Annotated in this window: 17 protein-coding genes; 9 read left to right on the top strand and 8 right to left on the bottom strand. The window is 68.7% G+C overall.

Annotated elements, in window-relative coordinates:
- Positions 1-122: 122 nt before the first annotated feature.
- Complete coding sequence (locus ACF8NF_RS06470; RefSeq protein WP_016446669.1) at positions 123-1,427, bottom strand: DUF445 domain-containing protein; 1,305 nt, start codon at positions 1,425-1,427, stop codon at positions 123-125.
- Positions 1,428-1,547: 120 nt separating this feature from the next.
- Here ACF8NF_RS06470 and ACF8NF_RS06465 point away from each other — a divergent pair, with 120 nt between their 5' ends.
- Positions 1,548-1,805 carry a DUF3297 family protein gene (locus ACF8NF_RS06465; protein WP_016446670.1) on the top strand — a complete coding sequence of 86 codons (258 nt, stop codon included), beginning with the start codon at positions 1,548-1,550 and terminating at the stop codon, positions 1,803-1,805.
- Positions 1,806-1,928: 123 nt separating this feature from the next.
- Here ACF8NF_RS06465 and hmpA read toward each other — a convergent pair whose 3' ends face one another.
- Positions 1,929-3,155 carry an NO-inducible flavohemoprotein gene (hmpA, locus tag ACF8NF_RS06460; RefSeq protein ID WP_017407870.1) on the bottom strand — a complete coding sequence of 409 codons (1,227 nt, stop codon included), beginning with the start codon at positions 3,153-3,155 and terminating at the stop codon, positions 1,929-1,931.
- Between the two features lie 120 nt (positions 3,156-3,275).
- Between hmpA and norR the strand changes: the two genes are divergently transcribed.
- Positions 3,276-4,847: a nitric oxide reductase transcriptional regulator NorR gene (gene norR / locus ACF8NF_RS06455; RefSeq protein ID WP_392450278.1), complete on the top strand. Its 1,572-nt coding sequence runs from the start codon at positions 3,276-3,278 to the stop codon at positions 4,845-4,847.
- A 125-nt stretch (positions 4,848-4,972) separates the two neighbouring features.
- Complete coding sequence (locus ACF8NF_RS06450) at positions 4,973-6,154, top strand: Fic family protein (protein WP_016446673.1); 1,182 nt, start codon at positions 4,973-4,975, stop codon at positions 6,152-6,154.
- Positions 6,155-6,163: 9 nt separating this feature from the next.
- Here ACF8NF_RS06450 and ACF8NF_RS06445 read toward each other — a convergent pair whose 3' ends face one another.
- The 5 genes from ACF8NF_RS06445 to ACF8NF_RS06425 all read right to left on the bottom strand — a co-directional run bounded on the left by ACF8NF_RS06445 (position 6,164) and on the right by ACF8NF_RS06425 (position 13,882).
- Positions 6,164-7,078, bottom strand: coding sequence for a DMT family transporter (locus ACF8NF_RS06445; RefSeq protein WP_392450276.1), 915 nt, complete (start codon positions 7,076-7,078; stop codon positions 6,164-6,166).
- Positions 7,079-7,166: 88 nt separating this feature from the next.
- The gene (locus ACF8NF_RS06440; protein ID WP_016446675.1) at positions 7,167-7,586 is read right to left on the bottom strand and encodes an FKBP-type peptidyl-prolyl cis-trans isomerase; all 420 of its coding nucleotides are present in this window, start codon (positions 7,584-7,586) and stop codon (positions 7,167-7,169) included.
- A gap of 145 nt (positions 7,587-7,731) precedes the next feature.
- Positions 7,732-8,874 (bottom strand): alanine--glyoxylate aminotransferase family protein, encoded by a 1,143-nt coding sequence (locus ACF8NF_RS06435; RefSeq protein WP_016451985.1) that lies wholly within the window; start codon positions 8,872-8,874, stop codon positions 7,732-7,734.
- A 102-nt stretch (positions 8,875-8,976) separates the two neighbouring features.
- On the bottom strand, positions 8,977-12,270 hold the full coding sequence (locus ACF8NF_RS06430; protein ID WP_392450275.1) for a carboxyl transferase domain-containing protein: 3,294 nt from the start codon (positions 12,268-12,270) through the stop codon (positions 8,977-8,979).
- A 16-nt stretch (positions 12,271-12,286) separates the two neighbouring features.
- Complete coding sequence (locus ACF8NF_RS06425; RefSeq protein WP_016446677.1) at positions 12,287-13,882, bottom strand: AMP-binding protein; 1,596 nt, start codon at positions 13,880-13,882, stop codon at positions 12,287-12,289.
- A 159-nt stretch (positions 13,883-14,041) separates the two neighbouring features.
- Between ACF8NF_RS06425 and ACF8NF_RS06420 the strand changes: the two genes are divergently transcribed.
- Together ACF8NF_RS06420 and ACF8NF_RS06415 are read left to right on the top strand one after the other, a co-directional pair.
- A complete protein-coding gene (locus tag ACF8NF_RS06420) occupies positions 14,042-14,764 on the top strand; it encodes a TetR/AcrR family transcriptional regulator (protein WP_016446678.1) in 723 nt (240 codons plus the stop codon).
- Positions 14,765-14,790: 26 nt separating this feature from the next.
- Entirely contained in the window at positions 14,791-16,074 is a 1,284-nt protein-coding gene (locus ACF8NF_RS06415; RefSeq protein WP_016446679.1) for a branched-chain amino acid ABC transporter substrate-binding protein, read from the top strand.
- A 29-nt stretch (positions 16,075-16,103) separates the two neighbouring features.
- On the opposite strand, the gene ACF8NF_RS06410 is transcribed toward ACF8NF_RS06415, so the two are convergent.
- Positions 16,104-16,829 carry a YggS family pyridoxal phosphate-dependent enzyme gene (locus ACF8NF_RS06410; protein ID WP_392450274.1) on the bottom strand — a complete coding sequence of 242 codons (726 nt, stop codon included), beginning with the start codon at positions 16,827-16,829 and terminating at the stop codon, positions 16,104-16,106.
- A 37-nt stretch (positions 16,830-16,866) separates the two neighbouring features.
- Between ACF8NF_RS06410 and ACF8NF_RS06405 the strand changes: the two genes are divergently transcribed.
- The 4 genes from ACF8NF_RS06405 (at position 16,867) to ACF8NF_RS06390 (ending at position 20,852) form a co-directional block, all read left to right on the top strand.
- On the top strand, positions 16,867-17,910 hold the full coding sequence (locus ACF8NF_RS06405; RefSeq protein WP_016450723.1) for a type IV pilus twitching motility protein PilT: 1,044 nt from the start codon (positions 16,867-16,869) through the stop codon (positions 17,908-17,910).
- A gap of 31 nt (positions 17,911-17,941) precedes the next feature.
- Positions 17,942-18,574, top strand: coding sequence for a cyclic nucleotide-binding domain-containing protein (locus ACF8NF_RS06400; RefSeq protein WP_016450724.1), 633 nt, complete (start codon positions 17,942-17,944; stop codon positions 18,572-18,574).
- 129 nt (positions 18,575-18,703) lie between these two features.
- On the top strand, positions 18,704-19,840 hold the full coding sequence (locus ACF8NF_RS06395; RefSeq protein ID WP_016450725.1) for a PilT/PilU family type 4a pilus ATPase: 1,137 nt from the start codon (positions 18,704-18,706) through the stop codon (positions 19,838-19,840).
- A gap of 100 nt (positions 19,841-19,940) precedes the next feature.
- The gene (locus ACF8NF_RS06390; RefSeq protein WP_016450726.1) at positions 19,941-20,852 is read left to right on the top strand and encodes an NAD(P)-dependent oxidoreductase; all 912 of its coding nucleotides are present in this window, start codon (positions 19,941-19,943) and stop codon (positions 20,850-20,852) included.
- The last annotated feature ends 3 nt before the right edge of the window (positions 20,853-20,855 follow it).

Below are 20,855 nucleotides of genomic sequence, written 5' to 3'. Positions count from 1 at the left end.
ATGCAGGGCCGCCAGTGCCCGGGCGCGTGCGGCGCCCGGCCAGATTCACGGCGTTCCGGCGAACACGGCGGCTTTGTAAAGTTGGCCCGATGTGGCCGGCAGGCAACATCCTGATACGAAGATCAGGACCACAGCCGCCCCGCATTGGAGACCAGGAACAGCAGCAGCCCCACGGCACCGCCGACCACGGTGCCATTGATGCGGATGTACTGCAGGTCCTTGCCGATGTGCAGCTCGATCAGCTCGGACAGCTCGCGCGCATCCCAGCGCCGCACGGTGTCGGCGATGTGCTGGGCCAGGAACTGCGAGACATCGGGCGCCAGCGCCTGGGCCCAGCGCTTGAGGCGTTCGTTCATGGAGTGGCGCAGCGCCTCGTCGTGCGCCAGCGACTGGCCCAGCCAGCGGCCCATGGCCGCGGTCTTGCGCGCCACCTGCGAATGCTCGTTGGCCAGGTCCGCCTGCAGCCTGGCGCGCAGGCCCAGCCACAGCGAACGCAGGTAGCCGGCCAGCTTCTCGTCGTGCAGCAGGTAGTCGCGCAGGCGCTCGGCGCGATCGGCCATGGCCGGGTCGGACTGCAGCCGGTCAATCAGCCGCTGCACGGAGGCATCGAACGCCTTGCGCATGTGGTGCCCGGGATCGCTGGCGATGTCCTGCAGCAGGCTGTCCAGCGCCCCGGCGATGGCCGTGGCACCCTTGTCGCCGAGCCAGTCCGTAGGCAGCATCTTTTCCTTGAGCGGATGCTCGCGCTTGAGCCACAGCACGATGGTCCGGGCGATCAGCACATGGGTCTCGGATTCGCGCAGCACGCCGCTGACGCGCGCCAGCACATCGTCGAGCACGGCCTGGTGGCGCCCGTCCTGTGTCAGGCCCGACAGCAGGTCCGCCGCCGCGCGCGGCAGGTCCAGATGCTCCAGCAAGGCCTTGAACGAGTGCGAGAGAAAGCGCTCCACCTGCCGGTCCTGCACCATCTCCAGCGCCGCCAGCGCCAGCCGCGCCACCTGCCGCCCCAGCAGCGTGCTGTTGGCCGGTGAGGTCAGCCAGCCCGCCAGCACGCGCGCGGGATCATGGCGCTCGATCAGCGCCACCAGCGAAGGCCCGTCCAGGAACTTGTCGCGCACGAAATTCGCCAGGTTCAGCCCGATGCGGTCCTTGTTGCGCGGAATGATGGCCGTGTGGCGCCCGACCACGGGCAGCGGAATGTGCCGGAACAGGGCAGACACCGCAAACCAGTCGGCCAGCGCGCCGACCAGCGAGGCCTCGGTCACGGCCTTGATGCAGGCCAGCCACAGCGGCACCTGCTGCCAGTGCGCTGCCGCCACCGACGAGGCCACGAAGCCCAGCGCCATGAGCAGCAGCAACGCCAGCGGCAGGCGCTTGGCCGACTTCAGTGTTTGACGTTGCTCTGGCGACAGCATGGAGCGCAGCATACGACGCCCGCCGGGCCCCGCGTGGCGATGCCTGCCGCCAATGCCTGTCAGCCAGCGCCTGACCCCGGATTGCGCGGACAATACCGGCTTTCTTCAGAACCCTCTTGCGAGAACAAGACCATGACCGACGCCAACGCATCCGCCGAGCGCCCCGCCCTGCCCGACCACCTGTCCATCGACCCGCGCAGCCCGCACCACGTGGCGGCCGTGTTCGAGCACGACATCGGCATCCGCTTCAACGGCAAGGAGCGGTTCGACGTGGAGGAGTATTGCGTGAGCGAGGGATGGATCAAGGTGCCCGCGGGCAAGACGGTGGATCGCAAGGGCAGGCCCTTGCTGATCAAGCTCAAGGGCACCGTGCAAGCCTTCTACCGCTGAGCCTTCGGACCTTGTCGCGCCTCTTGCCACAGAGGTGCTACAAGGGGCGCGACAAGGGCGCGACAAAGGCATGCCAGGGGTGCGGCAGAGCCAGGAACCACCCAGGGCAGGCTCCGGCAAAGCCTACTGGAGCGCCTCGGCCGGCCCAAAAAACTCATACCGCACCTGCTCCTGCGGCACCCCCAGGGCCTTCAACGATTCCTTCACCGACCGCATGAACGGCCGAGGCCCCAGGAAGTAGACATCGGCATCCACGGCGGGCAGCCATTCACCCAGCTGGCGGGCGGTCAGCAGGCCCTGCGCATCGACCCCATCGCCCTCCTCCGCCCGGTCATAGCAGTAATAACGGGTGAGCTGCGGATGCACGGCAGCCAGCGCATCCACATGCTCGCGGAAGGCATGCACCCCGCGCTCGCGTGCGCAGTGGATGAAGACCACGGGCCGCCGGGTCGGCAAGGCCGCGTCCAGCATGGGCAGGGTCGGCGTGATGCCCACGCCGCCGCTGATCAGCACCAGCGGGCGCTCGCCGGGCTGCAGCGTGAAGTGGCCTGCGGGCGGGAACAGCTGCAGCGTGTCGCCGACCCGGACCCGGTCGTGCAGGAAGTTGGAGACCTTGCCACCCGCCTCGCGCTTGACGCTGATGCGCAGGCTGCGCCCGTCTGCGGGTGCGGACAGGGAGTAGTTGCGCCGCTGCTCCTGGCCGTCCACCACCAGGCGCAGGCCGATGTACTGGCCGGGCTGGTGGGCGATCACGGGGCCGCCGTCGGCGGGCACCAGGTAGAAGGACGTGATCTCGGCGCTTTCCTGCACCTTGTCCTCGACCACGAAGGCGCGCTCGCCGCGCCAGCCGCCTTCGGCCGCCGCCGTGCGGTCATAGGCCTGGCGCTCGGCGCCGATCAGGATGTCGGCCAGCTGCTGGTAGGCGGCGCCCCAGGCAGCTATGACCTCGTCGGTGGCAATCTCGGCGCCCAGCACTTCGCGGATGGCGCGCAGCAGGCAGGTGCCGACGATGGGGTAGTGCTCGGGCTGCACCTGCAGCGCAACGTGCTTGTTGATGATCTGCGCGGGCAGGTCGCCCAGGGCGTCCAGCCGGTCGATGTGCCTGGCGTACATGAGCACGCTGTAGGCCAGGGCACGCGGCTGGGCGCCGCTTTGCTGGTGGGCCATGTTGAACAGGGCGCGCACCTCGGGGTACTCGCCCAGCATGGTTTGGTAGAAATGCGTGATCAGCGCTTCGCCGCCGGTTTCAAGCAGCGGAACGGTGGATTGGACGATGGCACGTTGGCGGTCGGTCAGCACGGGAAACTCCTTGGGTACGGGGACGGACATGCCCGGTGCGATGCCGGACATGCCTTGGCAAAGGCAAGGGCCGTGCCAGTCCCGCGACCCTTGAAGAACAAGGGCTTGGCGTTTCATGCGTCAATATGACTCTCGTCAAATCGAGTCCTTTTGACAGCCATCGCAGTCTTTATGACCACATCCACCGCCCTGCACGCCCTCACCCCCCTGGTGGCCGACCTGGCCCAGGACCTGCCTGAGCGCGAGCGCTTTCGCCGCCTGCTGGCAGCCCTGCGCGCCGTGCTGCCGGCCGATGCCGCCGCCCTGCTGCGCCTGGAAGGCGAGTGGCTGCGGCCCGTGGCCATCGATGGCCTGGTGCCCGATGCGCTGGGCCGGCGCTTTCGCATTGCCGAGCACCCGCGCTTCGCCCAGCTGCTGGCCGCGGGCCAGGCCATGCGCTTTGCGCCAGACAGCCCGCTGCCCGATCCCTATGACGGCCTGGTGGCCCAGGGCCACGGGCCGCTGGAGGTGCACGACTGCATGGGCTGCGTGCTGCAGACGGGCGGCCTGCCCTGGGGCCTTCTCACGCTGGACGCGCTGGACACGGGGCGCTTTGCCGACCCGGCCGCGCTGGCGGCGCTGCAGGCCTTCAGCAACCTGGCGGCGGCCACCGTGACCACGGCCGAGCGGCTGCGCCGGTTGGCGCGCAGTGCGCGCGCCCTGCCCGCACCCGGCGCCGCCCCGGGGGGCGATTCATCGCGTCCGCTGATCGGCCAGAGCCCGGCCATGCGCGCGCTGCAAAAGGACATCGCCCTGGTCGCGGCCAGCGACCTCAACGTGCTGATCACGGGCGAGACCGGCACGGGCAAGGAACTGGTGGCCCAGGCCGTGCATGCCCAGTCGGCGCGCGCGGGCCGGGCGCTGGTCAGCATCAACTGCGCGGCCCTGCCCGACAACCTGGTCGAAAGCGAGCTGTTCGGCCATGTGCGCGGCGCCTTCACGGGCGCGCTGTCCGAGCGCAGCGGCAAGTTCGAGCAGGCCGACCAGGGCACGCTGTTCCTGGACGAAGTGGGCGAGCTGTCCCTGCCCGTGCAGGCCAAGCTGCTGCGCGTGCTGCAAAGCGGCCAGCTGCAGCGCCTGGGTTCGGACCGCGAGCACCATGTGGACGTGCGCGTGATCGCCGCCACCAACCGCGACCTGGCCGCCGAGGTGGCGGCCGGCCGCATGCGCGCCGATTTCTTCCACCGCCTGAGCGTCTACCCGCTGCGCGTGCCCGCGCTGCGCGAGCGCGACAGCGACGTGCTGATGCTGGCCGGCTTCTTCCTCGAGGAAAACCGTTCCCGCCTGGGCCTGGGCGGACTGCGCCTGCACCCCGCTGCGCAATCGGCCTTGCTCGCCCAGGACTGGCCCGGCAATGTCCGGGAACTGGAGCACCTCATCAGCCGCGGCGTGCTGCGGGCGCTCAGCCGTGCGCCCTCCGGCACTCCGGCCGGTGGCCGGGCACGCATGGTCACGCTGGGGCAGGCCGATCTCTGGGATGACGCGCAGCCCCCGGCGACGGCCACCCCGACCCTGCCCGTCCCACAGGTCGCATCGCCCGGCGCCAGCCCCCAAGGCCTGCGCGAAGCCGTGGAGAGCTACGAGCGCCAGCTGATCGAGGCCAGCCTGCAGCGCCACCACGGCAGCTGGGCCGCCGCAGCACGCGAGCTGCAGATGGACCGCGCCAACCTGCAGCGGCTGGCGCGGCGGCTGGGACTGGCATGAGGGGTCATGCGGCCGGCCCGCCGCCTTGAGACGAAGGCTTATTTAAGTCTGCTTAACTTGGCGCTCTCGTTATTTAAGAAAAACCGCATTTGCTTAAATAAGCGTCCAAAGCCATAGTCAGCCCCATGCCCGATTCCCCTACCAGCCAGCGGCTTGGCCGCTTCATCGAGACATCCGCAGCAGGCGAAAAGGTGCGCGCCTTCGTGCCGCCACCGCTGCCGCCGGAGCCGGCCATCGATGTGCTCGTCCTCCTGGAAAAGCTCAGCCTTGCCGAGCGTGCGCTGGGACGGCTCGATGGCATCACCATGCTGCTGCCCCGCCAGGAGCTGTTCCTCTACATGTACGTGCGCAAGGAGGCCGTGCTTTCTTCGCAGATCGAGGGCACGCAATCGACGCTGTCGGACCTGCTGCGCTTCGAAGCCGAGGCCCAGGCGGGCCAGCCCATCGACGACATCCGCGAAGTTTCGAACTATGTGGACGCGATGATGTACGGACTGGAGCGCCTGCGGGACCTGCCGCTGTCACTGCGCCTGATCCGCGAGATGCATGGCCGGCTGCTGCAAAGCGGACGCGGCGGCACCAAGAGCCCCGGCGAGTTCCGGCGCTCGCAGAACTGGATTGGCGGCACGCGTCCAGGCAATGCCTTGTTTGTGCCGCCGCCTGTCAACGAGCTTGGCCCCTGCCTCGACGCATTTGAACGCTTCATGCACGAAGATGCCTCTCGCCTGCCCGCCCTCATCAAGGCCGGCCTGCTGCACGTGCAATTCGAGACACTGCATCCGTTCCTCGATGGCAATGGCCGCATCGGCCGCCTGCTGGTCACGCTGTACCTCTGCATCAACGGCGTGCTGAACAAGCCGCTGCTCTACCTCAGCCTATTTCTCAAGACGCACCGGGCCGAGTACTACCGGCTGCTGCAGGAAGTGCGCGAGAACGGCAATTGGGAAGCCTGGCTCGATTTCTTTCTCACCGGCGTGGCACAGACCGCGAACCAGGCCTTCGAGGCCGCCACGCATATCGTCGACCTGTTCAGGCAGGACCGCGAACGCATCGCGACCGAAGGCGAGCGCGCCAGCTCCACGCTGCGCATCCACGACCTGTTCCAGCTCAACCCCTTCCTGACGTCCAACCAGCTGGTCCGGCAGACGGGACTGTCCTCGCCCACCGTCAACACGGCGCTCGCCGACTTGCAGCGCCTGGGCATCATCGAGGAAGTGACCGGCCGCAAGCGAGGCCGTGTCTTCAGCTATCAGCGCTATCTTTCCGTGCTCAACGAGGGCACGGATCCGCTACCCCGGCCGGCCTGATCCCTGGCCTCACCGCCTGAGCGACATCAGCCACCCATACCCGCTCACCAGCAGCACCCCCGCCAGCACCATCAGTGCCCCGGCCAGGAAGTTGGGCTCGATGGGCTCGCTGAGCAGCCAGGCACCGAAGACCACGCCGAAGATGGGCGTCATGAACGAGAACACGCCCAGGCGCGAGGCCAGGTATTGCGTGAGCAGCCAGAACCAGACCAGGAAGCTCACGAAGCAGACCAGCACGGACTGGAAGGCCAGGCCCGCCCAGGCCAGGGGCGTGGGCTCGAAGCGGGTCTGGCCCAGCAGGAAGGCGGCGGGCAGCAGCAGCGCAAAGCCGGTGGCCAGCTGGTAGAGCAGGGTCTGCGCGGCGGGCAGCGATGCCAGCCGCGTGGTGCGGATGGCCACCGTGGTGGCGCCCCAGGCCACGCCGGCGGCCAGGGCCAGCAGGTCGCCCAGCAGCATGGCGGCGCCGGCTGCCTTCGAAGGCTTGCCGCCGCCCAGGAAGGCCAGCGCTATGCCGGCAAAGGCCAGTGCGATGCCCAGCCATTGCAGCGGCGCCAGGCGCTCCGAGGGCAGCTTCCAATGCAGGCCCAGCGCCGCGAACACGGGGGCGGAATACAGGAAGACCACCACATGGGCGGCCGAGGTGTGGTTGATGCTCTCGCCCACCAGCAGGAATTCCAGCGCAAACAGCGTGCCCACGGCCAGGCCCGGGCGCCAGCTGCCGTCGCCCCACTGCACGCGCATGCCGCGCCAGCGCATGAACAGCCACACCAGCACGGCGCCCACGCCCGAGCGCAGCGCGATCTGCAGCGTGGGCGCGATGGCATCGGCCGTGGCCTTGAGCAGGATCTGCTGCAGGCTCCAGATCAGGCACAGCATGAGCATCAGCGCGGCGGCGCGCGCGTCCAGCGGTTTGCGTGGGTCCACGACGTCTTCCTTTCAGCGACCGTGAAAAAGCCGGCCCGCAGGCCGGCTTCGCATCAGGCGGGGGATGGCCCGGCCAGCGGGCCGGCCATCACTTGATGCCCAGCAGTTCCACCTCGAAGTTCAGCGTGGCGTTGGGCGGGATCACGCTGCCCGCGCCACGGCTGCCGTAGGCGATGGAGGGCGGGCAGGTCAGCTTGGCCTTGCCGCCGACCTTCATCTTCTGCACGCCTTCGGTCCAGCAGGGAATCACGCCGGTCAGGGGGAACTCGATGGGCTGGCCGCGCGTGATGGAGCTGTCGAAGTCCTTGCCCGTGTCGGGGAAGTAGCCGCGGTAGTGCACGCGCACCGTGTCGCTGGCCTTGGGGCTGGCGCCTGTGCCTTCCTTGAGGCTTTCATAGACCAGGCCGCTGGCCGTGGTGACGGGTTCGGCCGCATGGGCCGCCACGCCGGTCAGTGCGGCGAGCATCAGGCCGCAGGAGGCGGCCAGGGTGGTGAGGGTCTTGTTCATGAGGGCTCTTTCAAATCAAAAAATGCATTCAACAGCAATGCCATGCCGTGCGGCCTCAAGCGCTGACACTGCCTGAAGGCGAGACGCCGAGCAAGAGCCGCCTCGCAGCGAAGGCGTCGTCCCCTGGGGGAAGCGGCGCAGCCGCTCAGGGGGTGCCATTTACACCGATGTCGTCCAGCGCTTTGGCGATGTGGCCGACGGTGCGGTCCACGTTATGCCATTTTTCCAGGCCGAACAGGCCGATGCGGAAGGTCTTGAAGTCCGGGCCTTCGTCGCACTGCAGGGGCACGCCCGAGGCGGTCTGCAGGCCGGCTTCCATGAACTTCTTACCGCTCTGGATGCCGGGGTCGGTGGTGTAGCTGACGACCACGCCAGGGGCCTTCCAGCCCTCGGCCGCCACGCTGGGAAAGCCGCGCGACTCCAGCAGTGCGCGCACCTTGGCGCCCAGGGCGATCTGCTCGTCGCGCACCTTGGCGAAGCCGTAGGCGCGCGTCTCCAGCATCACGTCGCGCAGGCGGACCAGGGCGTCGGTGGGCATGGTGGTGTGGTAGGCGTGCTGGCCTTTTTCGTAGCCCTCGGCGATCTGCATCCACTTCTTGAGGTCGCAGGAGAAGCTGGAGCTTTGCGTGTGCTCGATGGCTTCGCGCGCACGCTGCGAGAGCATGACCATGGCGCAGCACGGCGAGCTGCTCCAGCCCTTTTGCGGCGCGCTGATCAGCACGTCCACGCCGGTCTTTTCCATGTCCACCCACATGGCGCCCGAGGCCACGCAGTCCAGCACGAAGAGCGCACCCACCTCGTGCGCGGCATCGGCCACGGCGCGCAGGTAGCTGTCGCTGAGGATGATGCCGCTGGCCGTCTCCACATGGGGCGCGAACACGACCTTGGGCTTCTCGGTGCGGATGGCGGCGGCCACGTCCTCGGCCGCGCAAGGCGCCCAGGGGTCCTGGCTGCCCGGGCCCTGGCGGCGGGCCTTGCAGACCACGGCGCCACCACCCAGGCCGCCTTCCTCGAAGATCTGGGTCCAGCGGTAGCTGAACCAGCCGTTGCGCACGATGAGCACCTTTTCGCGGTTGGCGAACTGGCGCGCCACGGCCTCCATGCCGAAGGTGCCGCTGCCCGGCACCAGCACGGCCGTGTGGGCGTGGTAGACCTCCTGCAGCGTGGTGAGGATGTCCTGCATCACGCCCGCGAAGCGCTTGGACATGTGGTTGAGCGCGCGGTCGGTGTAGACCACCGAGAATTCGAGCAGGCCGTCGGGATCGATATCGGGCAGAAGTCCGGGCATGGGAAGGTCTCCAAAGGCAGCGGGGCCCGCTTGAGCGGGCCCGCCATCGTGTTCGTCGAAAAGAGGATCAGCTTAGCACGCCGCCTGCAGCGTTTTCAGGGCCTACCAGGTGTCCACGAGGCCCGCCTGGGCGGGTGCCACGCGCGCCCCCGCCAGGCCGCGCGACAGCCAGGCGCGCGTGTCGGCGGGGTCGATGACGGCGTCGATCTCCAGCGTGCCGGCCATGTGCATGGCCTCGCCGTGGGCGTACTGCTGGGCCAGCAGCCGGTCGAACAGGGCGTTGCGTTCGGCGCCCTCGGGCAGGGCCTGCAGTTCCTTGCGAAAGCCCAGGCGCACGGCGCCTTCCAGACCCATGGCGCCGAACTCGCCCGTGGGCCAGGCCACGTTGAACACCGGCGCATGGAAGCTGCCCGCCGTCATGCCCATGGCCCCCAGGCCGTAGCCCTTGCGCAGCACCACGCTGAAATACGGCACGCGCAGCTTGGCCGCCGTGACGAACAGGCGGCTGACATGGCGCACCTGGGCCGTCTTCTCGATCTCGGGGCCGACCATGAAGCCGGGCGTGTCCACCAGGCTCACGATGGGCAGGCCATGGGCGTTGCACAGCTGCATGAAGCGCGCGGCCTTGTCGGCCGCATCGGCGTCGATGGCGCCGCCCAGGTGGGAGGGGTTGTTGGCCATCAGCCCCACGGGCCGGCCTTCGATGCGCGCCAGCGCCGTGTGGATGCCTGCGCCAAAGCCCGTGCGCAGCAGCAGCAGGCTGCCTTCGTCCACCAGATGCGCCATGGCCGCACGCGTGTCATAGGCACGCAGCCGGTTCTCGGGCACCACATGGCGCAGGGCGCGCGTGTCGGGCGCGGTCCACTCCGTGGTGCGGCCCTGGAAGAAGGACAGGTAGTGGCGCGCGGCGGCCACGGCCTGGGCCTCGTCCTCGACCAGCACGTCGATCACGCCATTGGCATGCTGGATGCCGCTGGGTCCTATCTCTTCAGGGCGGAACACGCCCAGGCCGCCGCCCTCGATCATGGCTGGCCCGCCCATGCCGATGGTGCTGGCGCGCGTGGCGATGATGACGTCGCTGCAGCCCAGCAGGGCTGCATTGCCCGCAAAGCAGCGGCCGTGTGCAATGCCGATCACCGGCACCTGGCCCGACAGCGCCGCATAGGCGGCGAAGGTGTGCACATGCAGGCCGGCGACCACGGGCGTGTCGGTATCGCCGGGCCGCCCGCCGCCGCCTTCGGCGAACAGCACCACGGGCAGCTTCTGCGCCAGCGCAATGCCCAGCATGCGGTCGGTCTTGGCATGGTTGCGCGCGCCCTGGGTGCCGGCCAGCACGGTGGCGTCATAGGCCATGACGACGGCGCGCGAGCGCTCCTGGCCGAACTGCGCGCCGTTGATGGAGCCCATGCCCGTGACCATGCCGTCGGCCGGCGTGTTGGCGATCAGGTCGTCCATGCTGCGTCGGCGCGTCTGCGCGGCAATGGCCAGCGCGCCGTACTCGATGAAGCTGCCCTCATCGCAAAGATCGGCGATGTTCTCGCGCGCGCTGCGGCCGCCCTGGGCATGGCGTTTGGCCATGGCCTCGGGCCGGGCGGTGTCCAGCGTGAAGGCATGGCGGTCGATGACGCGGCGCAGGTCGGCGCGGATGTGGTCCGGGTCCTGGGCGATCTGCTGCGCGCGTGCGTCGGCCCGCACGCCTTCGGCGGCGGCCAGCACCAGCAGGGGCTGGTCCTGGGCCACATAGGCACCGGCCTGGGCCAGCAGTTGCGTGATGGCGCCGGCCTGCGGCGCCAGCAGCACATGCTCCATCTTCATGGCTTCGAGCACGCCCAGTTCGGCGCCTGCGGCCACGGCATCGCCCACGGCCACGCTCCACTGCACGATGCGTGCGGGCATGGGGGCCGTGATGGCGCCTTCGGGGACGGGCGCGCCAGCAGCCTCGGCCGCCGCCGGAACCTCGGCGGCCGCATCCGTGCGGCGCGCGCCTTCGGCCAGCGCCTGGGCGTCCGCCACCAATTCTGGAAGGGCCTCTTCAAGCCAGCGTGTGTGCACGGCCTGCGACGCCATCTCGGGCCGGCCGGCCAGCGCCTGCAGCAGCGGCAGGTTGGTGGCCAGCCCGTCGATGCGGCATTCGTCCAGCGCGCGGCGTGCGCGGCGCAGCACGTCTTCGAAGCGCGGCCCGCTGCTGTGCACGATGAGCTTGGCCAGCAGCGTGTCGTAGTGCGGCGAGGGGCTGGCGCCCGCCACCGCATGCGTGTCGATGCGGATGCCGGGGCCGGCCGGCCACTGCAATGCGCCTATGCGTCCGCTGCCGGGGCGCGAATGGCCTGCGGCATCCAGCGTCTCGGCATTGATGCGCCACTGCATGGCATAGCCGCGCGGCGCGGGGGGTGTCCTGGCATCCAGGCCCAGCTCGCCCAGGTGATCGCCCGCCGCAATGCGGATCTGGGCCTGCACCAGGTCGATGCCGAAGACTTCCTCGGTGATGGTGTGCTCGACCTGCAGGCGCGGGTTGGCCTCAATGAACACATAGGGCAGGGAGTCGGAGGCGGCATCGACCAGGAATTCGAAGGTGCCCAGGCTCTCGTAGCCGATCTCGGCGGCCATGCGCAGCGCGTCGCGCGTGATGCGCTCGCGCAGCGGCTGCGCCAGGCTGGGGCTGGGCGCGATCTCGACCAGCTTCTGGAAGCGCCGCTGCAGCGTGCATTCGCGCTCGCCCAGCGCGATGGGGCCTGCGCCGCCGTCGCCCAGGATCTGTACCTCGATATGGCGCGCGCCCGTCATCAGACGCTCCACATAGACACCGTCCACGCCGAAGGCGGCGCGCGCCTCGCTGCGGCAGCGCTCGTAGGCAGCGGGCAGGTCCTCGGCACGCGCCACGGCGCGCATGCCGCGCCCGCCGCCGCCGCCGATGGCCTTGACCATGATGCCGCTGGCGCCCCCGGCCTGCTGCGCCTCGAAGAAGGCCTGGGCCTGTTCCAGCGTGACGGCCTCGCTGCTGCCCGGCATCAGCGGCACGCCGCAGCGGCGTGCCAGATCGCGTGCGCGGGCCTTGTCGCCCAGCAGCGCCAGGTGCTCCGGCGCGGGACCGATGAAGCGCAGTCCCGCATCGGCACAGGCCTGGGCAAAGCCGGCGTTCTCGCTGAGAAAGCCGTAGCCCGGATGGATGCCGTCGCAGCCGTGCTCGCGCGCAATGCGCAGCAGGTGGGCGCCGTCCAGGTAGGCCGAGGGGCCGCTGGCGTCCAGGGGCACGGCTGCATCGGCAGCGGATACATGGGGCGCCTGCGCATCGTCTGCGGCATGGACGACCAGGCTCGGCACACCCAGCTCGCGCAGCGCGCGCACGATGCGCAGCGCGATCTCGCCGCGGTTGGCAATCAGGATCTTCTGGAACATGGGACTTCGGTCTTTCTCATTGATCGCGCAGCAAGCGACGCAGCACCTTGCCTGCGCCGGTGGCAGGCAGCGCCTCGATGAAACGCACCTCGCGCGGCGCCTTGTAGCTGGCCATGTTCTCGCGCGACCACTGCACCAGGTCCTCGGCCGCGATCTGCTGGCCCGGCCGCGTGACGATGAAGGCGCGCACGACCTCTCCCTTTTGCGGGTCGGGCACGCCGATCACGGCGGCCTGGGCCACGGCCGGATGCTTGATGAGGATGGCCTCCACCTCCTCGGGGAAGACGCTGTAGCCCGAGACCTTGATCATTTCCTTGAAGCGGCCGATGAAGGTCAGGTAGCCATCGGCGTCCATGCGGCCCATGTCGCCCGTGTGGACCCAGCCGTTCTTCAGGGTCCTGGCCGTGGCCTCGGGCTTGTTCCAGTAGCCCTTGAAGTTGCCGGGGCCGCGGATGGTGATCTCGCCCACTTCGCCGGCCGGCAGGGGCTCGCCGGTCTCGGGGTCGATGATGCGCACCTCGTTGCCGGGCAGCGGCTTGCCGTGCGTGCCCCAGCGGATGGCATCGCCCGGCATGGTGGTGTCCATGGTGTGGGTCTCGCTGAGGCCGTAGGCCGCCTCGCTGGAGATGCAGTTCGGGGTGAAGCGCCTCCACTGCCGCGCCAGCTCCTCGGTGTAGGCAATGCCGAAGCTGGTCACCGTGTTGCGGCGCAGCGCGGAAAAGTCCATGGCCTCCACGCCCGGCAGCTGCATCACGGCCACGTTCATGGGCGCGATGCTGTACCACCAGGTCACGCGGTAGCGCTCCAGCGCCTGGGCCACGGCCAGCGGGTCGAAGCGGTGCAGCAGCACGCAGGTGGCGCCGCTGTGCACGGGCATGTTCACGCCCATGGACATGCCGGCAATGTGATAGAGCGGCGCCACGGCCAGCAGCATGTCGCCGGCGTTCACGCCCGTGGCGCTGGAGGCGCCGGCCGTCTTGCTGGCCGCGTTGCCGTAGCTGAGCATGGCGCCCTTGGGCAGGCCCGTCGTGCCCGAGGTATAGGTCATCAGCGAGACATCGTCCATGGCGACATCGACGGGCACGGGCTTGGCGCCGCTGTGCATGACATCCCAGAACGATTCCACGCCCTCGGGCAGCGGCTGCACGGGGGCCTGCAGTTCGGGCGGCAGCGCCAGCGTGGCCGATTCAGGAAGCCAGTCGCCATAACGCACGGCCAGCACATGCCTGAGCGCCGTGCTGGCGCGCACCTTGTCCACCACGGGCAGCAGCACATCGGCCGCGACGATGACGCGGGCCTGGAGGTCATCGAGCTGGTACTGCAGCTCATGCTCCTTGTTCAGCGGCCCGCAGGGGCAGACGATGGCGCCGACCTTCTGGATGCCGTAGTGCGCCACGATGTACTGCGGGCAGTTGTTCATGAACAGCGCCACGGGCTCGCCCCGGCCCACGCCCAGCGCCTGCAGCCGCGCGGCAAAGGCGTCGCTGGCCGCATCCACCTCGGCCCAGCTGATGTGGCGGCCATACCAGATGTAGGCGTCGCGGCCGGGGTGGTTGCGCGCATTGCGGCGCAGGGCCTCATGCAGGGGAATGAGGGTCTCGGAATCCGCCATGCTTGTCTCCTGGGTGTCTGGCCATCCCGGAACCAGTCCTAAGGGATAGCCTTGATTTGTTTTGGGGTCCAGCGGCTTGCCAATATATACCCGCTGGTAGAACATTGCTACCCATCGGTATAACCATCGCAGCCACCGACGCGACACGAGATTTCCCGCATGCCCAAGCCCCCTGTCACCCCGCGCGGCCGCCAGCGCCTTCCCACGGCCGGCTCCGATGAAAAGCGCGAACGCATCCTCAAGGCGGCCGAGGCCCTGTTCGACCGCAACGGCTACGCCAACACCACGATGGAGCAGATCGTCCAGGCCCTGGGCGTGACCAAACCCTTCGTCTACTACTACTTCCGCAACAAGCAGGAGATCTTCGAGACCCTGTGCTGGGCGCCCACCGAGGCCTGCTTCACGGTGCTGGACTTCGCAGCCGACGATCCGCGCGCCGCGCACGAGAAGGCCGTGGACGGCCTGCAGCGCCTGATCGCGGCCACCATTGCCCACTACCCTGCGGCCTTTTTTCCCTACCGCGAGCCCCAGGCGTTCAGCCCGGCGTACATGAAGGCCTCGCGCACGCTGGCGCGCCAGTTCTACCGTCAGTTCTGCGCGCTGCTCGAAGAAGGCCGCGCCAGCGGCCACCTGGACTTTCGCGAGACACGCATCACCGCCCAGGCCGCCTGCAGCCTGCCGGGCTTTCTCTACAACTGGTACCGCCCCGGCGGCCGCCTGGGCACGGCCGAGATGGTGGCCGAGCTGACCGAGCTGGCCAGCCGCGTGCTGGGCCTGCGCACGGCGCCAGCCACCGCGCCCGAAGCCATTGCCGCATCCCCCGCGAAAAAGACGCCTGCACGGCGCAGCCGGCCCCGGGCCGAGCCGCCCGGCAAGGACTGACGACCATTCCTTCGAGGAGACAAGACATGCCGATCCGCCGCCATTGCATCCGACGATATTCCCAGCCATCCATGGCACTCGCCGCCGCCCTGCTGTGCGCCACGGCCGCCCACGCCCAGGGCGGCGAGACCTTCAAGATCGCCTTCATCGACCCGCTGTCCGGCCCCTTCGTCAGCACGGGCGAGCTGATGCGCGACCACGTGCAGTACGCGGTCGAGGACGTGAACGCCAAGGGCGGTCTGTTCAACGGGGCGAAGCTGCAGCTGCTGCAGTTCGACAGCAAGCTCTCGGCCCAGGAAAGCCAGGCCGCGCTGCAGGCGGCCCTAGACCAGGGAGCGCGCGTGGTGGTGACCGGGGGATCGGGCTCGTCGGTGGTGGCAGCCCTGGTGCAGGCGGCCTCGCGCCACAACCAGCGCAATCCGGGCAAGGAGGTGCTGGTGCTCAACCACTCCTCCATCGACCCCGAGCTGACGGGCAAGGCCTGCAGCTTCTGGCATTTCATGTTCGATGCCAACACCGCCATGCGCATGCAGGCGATTGCCAGCTACATCAAGACCCAGCCGGGCATCCGCAAGGTCTACCTGCTCAACCAGGACTACGCCCACGGCAAGCAGTGGGCGGCCTACGGGCGCCAGATGGTGAGCGCGGCCCGGCCCGACATCCAGTTCACGGGCGAGATGCTGCACCCCATAGGCCGCGTCAAGGACTTCGCGCCCTACGTGGCCAAGATCAAGGAAACGGGTGCGGACTCGGTGATCACGGGCAACTGGGGGCAGGACCTGACCCTGCTGCTCAAGTCGGCGGCCGACTCGGGCTATGACCTACGCTACTTCAACCACAGCGCAGGCGGCATGCCGGGCACGGTGACATCCTTCGCCCAGACCCGCATCGGCCAGCTGACCTGGGTGGCCGAATGGCACCCGGGCCAGGCCGGCCGCCCGCTGGCCGACGCCCGCGCCCAGGAATACAAGGCCCGCATGGGCAAGGACTTCCTGGCCCCGCGCATGGACCTGGTGCCGCGCATGCTGGCCGCCGCCATGGCCAAGGCACAGTCCACCGAACCTGTGAAGATCGCGCTGGCCCTGGAGGACCTGCAGATGGACACCGTGGTAGGCCCCGTGCGCATGCGCGGCAAGGACCACCAGCTGCTGCTGCCCCAGGTGGTCAACACCATCGCGCCCGTGGATGGCAAGCTGGTCAAGACCGGCTGGGAAGGCACGAACTACGGCTTTCGCACCGACGCCGTCTACACGCCCGAGCAGGTGGAGCTGCCCACGGACTGCCAGATGAAGCGGCCCGGCAGCCGCTGAGGCTGAGTATCCCGCCAGCTACGCCCCGCTCAGCGCGGGGCGTAGTTTCTCTGGCCGAAGATGCCGCTACCCACGCGCACCATGGTCGATCCGGCGGCCACGGCCGCTTCCAGGTCGCCCGTCATCCCCATGGACACCGTGTCGAAGCGCTCCAGCCCCGGCAGGCCGCTGGCGCGGATCTGCGTGAACACGGCCGTGGCGCGGGCATGCACCTCGCGCTGGGCCTCGAAGCCCGGCACATCGTCGGGAATGCTCATCACGCCGCGCAGCACCAGGCGCGGCAGCTGCACGATGGCGGCGGCCAGCTCCAGCGCCTGCTGGGGCGCCACGCCGGCCTTGGTCTCGCCGCCATCCACGTTCAGCTGGATGCAGACCTGCAGCGGCGCCAGGCCTTCGGGGCGCTGGGCCGACAGGCGTTCGGCGATCTTCAGGCGGTCCACGGTCTGGGCCCAGTCGAAATGCTCGGCCACCAGGCGCGTCTTGTTGCTCTGGATGGGGCCTATGCAATGCCATTGCAGGGCCTCGCCGCCCGGCAGGCCCATGGCGCGCACGGCGGCGATCTTGTCCACGCCTTCCTGGATGTAGTTCTCGCCAAAGCTGCGCTCGCCGGCCAGCACGGCCTCGCGCACGGCGTCGGCGCCGAAGGTCTTGGAGACGGACAGCAACTGCACCGAGCCGGCCGCCCGGCCCGCCTGCGCGCAGGCCGAGGCAATCCGTTCGTGAATCTGTTGAAGCTTGTTTTCAATCGTCGTCATAATTGCCGCCAGCGTACCAAACGAGGGAGCGAACTCCGTGGACATCACCCAATTGCTGGCTTTCAGCGTCAAGAACAAGGCCTCCGACCTGCACCTGTCCGCGGGGCTTCCGCCGATGATCCGCGTGCACGGCGATGTGCGCCGCATCAATGTCGATCCGCTGGACCACAAGACTGTCCACGCCATGGTCTACGACATCATGAGCGACTCCCAGCGCAAGGCCTACGAGGAGTTCCTGGAGGTGGACTTCTCGTTCGAGATCGAGGGCCTGGCGCGCTTTCGTGTCAACGCCTTCAACCAGTACCGGGGCGCGGCCGCCGTCTTCCGTACCATTCCCAGCAAGATCCTGACGCTGGAGCAGCTCAACGCGCCGCGCATCTTCGCCGACCTGGCCCTGAAGCCGCGCGGCCTGGTGCTGGTGACCGGCCCCACGGGCTCGGGCAAGTCCACCACGCTGGCCGGCATGGTCAACCACCTCAACGAGACCGAGTACGGCCACATCCTGACGGTGGAGGACCCCATCGAATTCGTGCACGACTCCAAGAAGTGTCTGATCAACCAGCGCGAGGTCGGGCCGATGACGCAGTCGTTCTCGGCCGCCCTGCGCTCGGCGCTGCGCGAGGACCCGGACGCCATCCTGGTGGGCGAAATGCGTGACCTCGAAACCATTCGCCTGGCCATGACCGCGGCCGAGACGGGCCACCTGGTCTTCGGCACCCTGCACACCTCCAGCGCCGCCAAGACCATCGACCGCATCATCGACGTCTTCCCGGCCGAGGAAAAGGAGATGGTGCGCGCCATGCTTTCCGAATCGCTGCAGGCCGTGATCTCGCAGACGCTGTGCAAGACCAAGGACGGCCAGGGCCGCATCGCGGCCCACGAGATCATGCTGGGCACCAGCGCCATCCGCAACCTGATCCGCGAGGCCAAGGTGGCCCAGATGTACTCCACCATCCAGACGAGTCAGAATGTGGGCATGCAGACGCTGGACCAGAACCTGACCGATCTGGTGCGGCGCAACCTGATCAGCCCGGCCGAAGCGCGCGCCAAGGCCAAGATACCGGACAACTTCCCGGGCTGACCGCCACCGGCCCAGCCTCTCGCCACGCGCCATGAAAAGCATTTTCCGCAAGCTGCGAAGCGGCCAGGACCCTTCGGCCCCGGCCTCCGAGTCGGCCTTCTTCACGACCACGCTGGCGGCGCATGGCTTCATGGACCCGCACACGCCTCCCGTTCCCTGGGAGGCGCGCGCCATCGAGGTGGGCGCCACGCGGCTGCCGCGCGGCAGCGTCACCCAGCTGGAGCAGCTGTGGTCGCGCGACCGCTACCTGGGCCAGCTTGACGCCGCCAGCCTGCACCGGCTGAGCGAATACTTCATCTACGCGGCCGTGGCGCCGCAGCGCGACGTGATCCGCCAGGAAGAGAACGGCAGCTTCATGGCGGTGGTGCTGTCCGGCCAGATCGCCGTGGAGCGCCAGCAGCCCTGGGGCGAGCGCATGCGCCTGGCGCAGACACGGCCCGGCGACATCCTCGGCGAGATGTCGCTGCTCGACGGCGGGCCGCGCTTTTCCAGCTGCACCACGCTGACCGACTGCGAGATCGGCGTGCTCAGCGCCGAGGCGCTGGACGAAATGATGGTCAAGGATGCCGCGCTGGCCGCCAAGCTGATGGCGCTGCTGGCGCGCAAGCTCTCGTTCCGGCTGCGTGCCATCAGCGTGCGCCTGGGCGAGGAGCAGCACACTTAGATGGCGAATGAGTCGGCGAATGAGTCGAATATGAGGACGCCTGGCCCATCCGGGCCGGACCGGACCACCTGCACATAACAAAACAACCTGCGCGCCACGACGGCGCGCAATGCCCGGGGGAATACGGCAATGGAAAGAGATCAGGCCACCAAGTTCATCAACGACCTGCTCAAGCTCATGGTCAGCCGCAACGGCAGCGACTTGTTCATCACGGCGGAATTCCCGCCGGCGATCAAGATCGACGGGCGCATCACCAAGGTGTCGCCGCAGCCGCTGTCGCCGGTGCACACGCTGACGCTGGCGCGCTCCGTCATGAGCGACAAGCAGATCGCCGATTTCGAGCGCACCAAGGAGTGCAACTTCGCCATCTCGCCGCCGGGCATAGGGCGCTTTCGCGTCAACGCCTTCATCCAGCAGGGCCGCGTGGGCATGGTGATGCGGACGATTCCGCTGGCCCTGCCCACCATCGACAGCCTGGGCGTACCCCAGGTGCTCAAGGAAGTGACCATGACCAAGCGCGGCCTGTGCATCCTGGTCGGCGCCACGGGCTCGGGCAAGTCCACCACGCTGGCCGCCATGGTGGACTGGCGCAACGAGAATTCCTACGGCCACATCGTGACCATCGAGGACCCCATCGAATTCGTGCACCCGCACAAGAACTGCGTGGTCACGCAGCGCGAGGTGGGCCTGGACACGGACAGCTGGGAAGCAGCGCTCAAGAACTCCCTGCGCCAGGCACCGGACGTGATCCTCATGGGCGAAATCCGGGACCGCGAGACCATGGAGCACGCCATCGCCTTCTCGGAAACCGGCCACCTGTGCCTGGCCACGCTGCACGCCAACAGCGCCAACCAGGCGCTGGACCGCATCGTCAACTTCTTCCCCGAAGAGCGCCGCCCGCAACTGCTGATGGACCTGTCGCTGAACCTGCGCGCCATGGTCTCCCAGCGCCTGCTGCCCAAGCAGGACAGCAAGGGGCGCGTGGCCGCCATCGAGGTGATGCTCAACTCGCCGCTGATCTCCGACCTGATCTTCAAGGGCGAAGTCACCGAGATCAAGGAGATCATGAAGAAAAGCCGCAACCTGGGCATGCAGACCTTCGACCAGGCGCTGTTCGACCTGTTCGAGTCCAACCTCATCACCTACGAGGATGCCCTGCGCAATGCGGACTCGGTCAACGACCTGCGGCTGCAGATCAAGCTGGGCAGCCAGCGCGCCAAGTCGCTGGACCTGGCGGCGGGCACCGAGCATTTCGCCATCGTCTGAACGCGCCTTCAGCGCGCCGAGCCGGGACACCGGCTCCTTCCAGGGCCGCACACCGCGCGCCCCTGCGCCACCCGCTCCCACCACCTCTCAGGAATCCCCCATGTCCGACTCCTCCATCGCCGCCCGCAGCTATGCGGCCATCGCTCCCCTCTCCGTAGCCTTCCTGGGGCTGGGCGTCATGGGCTATCCCATGGCCGGCCACCTGGCCACGGCAGGCCACCGCGTCACGGTCTACAACCGCACGCAGGCCAAGGCCCGCGCCTGGTGCGAGGAGTTCAACGGCGGCCATGCGGCCACGCCGCGCGAGGCCGTGGCCGGCGCCGACATCGTGTTCAGCTGCGTGGGCAATGACGATGACCTGCGCTCGGTCGTGCTGGGGCCGGACGGGGCCTTCGCGGGCATGCGCCGCGGCGCCATCTTTGCCGACCACACGACGGCATCGGCCGAAGTGGCGCGCGAGCTGCATGCGGCCGGGCTGGAGCTGGGCCTGCAGTTCATCGACGCACCCGTCTCGGGCGGCCAGGCAGGCGCCCAGAACGGCCAGCTCACCGTGATGTGCGGCGGTGACGAGGCCGCCTTCGCCACCATGCAGCCCGTGGCCATGGCCTTCTCGCGCGCCTGCACGCTGATGGGCGACAGCGGCGCCGGCCAGCTCACCAAGATGGTCAACCAGATCTGCATCGCCGGCCTGGTCCAGGGCCTGTCCGAGGCCATCGCCTTCGGCCAGCACGCGGGCCTGGACATTCCCGCCGTGCTCGACGTCATCGGCAAGGGCGCAGCCCAGAGCTGGCAGATGGACAATCGCGGCCGCACCATGGCCGAAGGCAAGTTCGACTTCGGCTTTGCCGTGGACTGGATGCGCAAGGACCTGGGCCTGGTGCTGGCCGAGGCCCAGCGCAACGGCGCCCGCCTGCCCGTCACGGCCCTGGTGGACCAGTTCTATGCCGATGTGCAGCAGATGGGGGGCAGGCGCTGGGATACCTCCAGCCTCATCAAGAGGCTCACCCCCTGAGCG

The sequence above is a fragment of the Delftia sp. WSY_22 genome (assembly GCF_043104185.1).
GTDB classification, from domain to species: domain Bacteria; phylum Pseudomonadota; class Gammaproteobacteria; order Burkholderiales; family Burkholderiaceae_C; genus Comamonas; species Comamonas tsuruhatensis.
Note: the sequence above shows the minus strand (reverse complement) of the source record. Positions and strands in the feature narration are given on the sequence as shown.

Excerpts from the sequence above, each read along its gene's own strand:
- norR (WP_392450278.1), top strand. The coding sequence starts at position 3,276 with ATGACCACATCCACCGCCCTGCACGCCCTCACCCCCCTGGTGGCCGAC.
- ACF8NF_RS06440 (WP_016446675.1), bottom strand. The coding sequence starts at position 7,586 with ATGAACAAGACCCTCACCACCCTGGCCGCCTCCTGCGGCCTGATGCTC.
- ACF8NF_RS06400 (WP_016450724.1), top strand. The coding sequence starts at position 17,942 with ATGAAAAGCATTTTCCGCAAGCTGCGAAGCGGCCAGGACCCTTCGGCC.
- ACF8NF_RS06450 (WP_016446673.1), top strand. The coding sequence starts at position 4,973 with ATGCCCGATTCCCCTACCAGCCAGCGGCTTGGCCGCTTCATCGAGACA.
- ACF8NF_RS06470 (WP_016446669.1), bottom strand. The coding sequence starts at position 1,427 with ATGCTGCGCTCCATGCTGTCGCCAGAGCAACGTCAAACACTGAAGTCG.
- ACF8NF_RS06465 (WP_016446670.1), top strand. The coding sequence starts at position 1,548 with ATGACCGACGCCAACGCATCCGCCGAGCGCCCCGCCCTGCCCGACCAC.
- ACF8NF_RS06395 (WP_016450725.1), top strand. The coding sequence starts at position 18,704 with ATGGAAAGAGATCAGGCCACCAAGTTCATCAACGACCTGCTCAAGCTC.
- ACF8NF_RS06425 (WP_016446677.1), bottom strand. The coding sequence starts at position 13,882 with ATGGCGGATTCCGAGACCCTCATTCCCCTGCATGAGGCCCTGCGCCGC.
- ACF8NF_RS06420 (WP_016446678.1), top strand. The coding sequence starts at position 14,042 with ATGCCCAAGCCCCCTGTCACCCCGCGCGGCCGCCAGCGCCTTCCCACG.
- ACF8NF_RS06435 (WP_016451985.1), bottom strand. The coding sequence starts at position 8,874 with ATGCCCGGACTTCTGCCCGATATCGATCCCGACGGCCTGCTCGAATTC.
- ACF8NF_RS06390 (WP_016450726.1), top strand. The coding sequence starts at position 19,941 with ATGTCCGACTCCTCCATCGCCGCCCGCAGCTATGCGGCCATCGCTCCC.
- ACF8NF_RS06415 (WP_016446679.1), top strand. The coding sequence starts at position 14,791 with ATGCCGATCCGCCGCCATTGCATCCGACGATATTCCCAGCCATCCATG.
- ACF8NF_RS06410 (WP_392450274.1), bottom strand. The coding sequence starts at position 16,829 with ATGACGACGATTGAAAACAAGCTTCAACAGATTCACGAACGGATTGCC.
- hmpA (WP_017407870.1), bottom strand. The coding sequence starts at position 3,155 with ATGTCCGGCATCGCACCGGGCATGTCCGTCCCCGTACCCAAGGAGTTT.
- ACF8NF_RS06430 (WP_392450275.1), bottom strand. The coding sequence starts at position 12,270 with ATGTTCCAGAAGATCCTGATTGCCAACCGCGGCGAGATCGCGCTGCGC.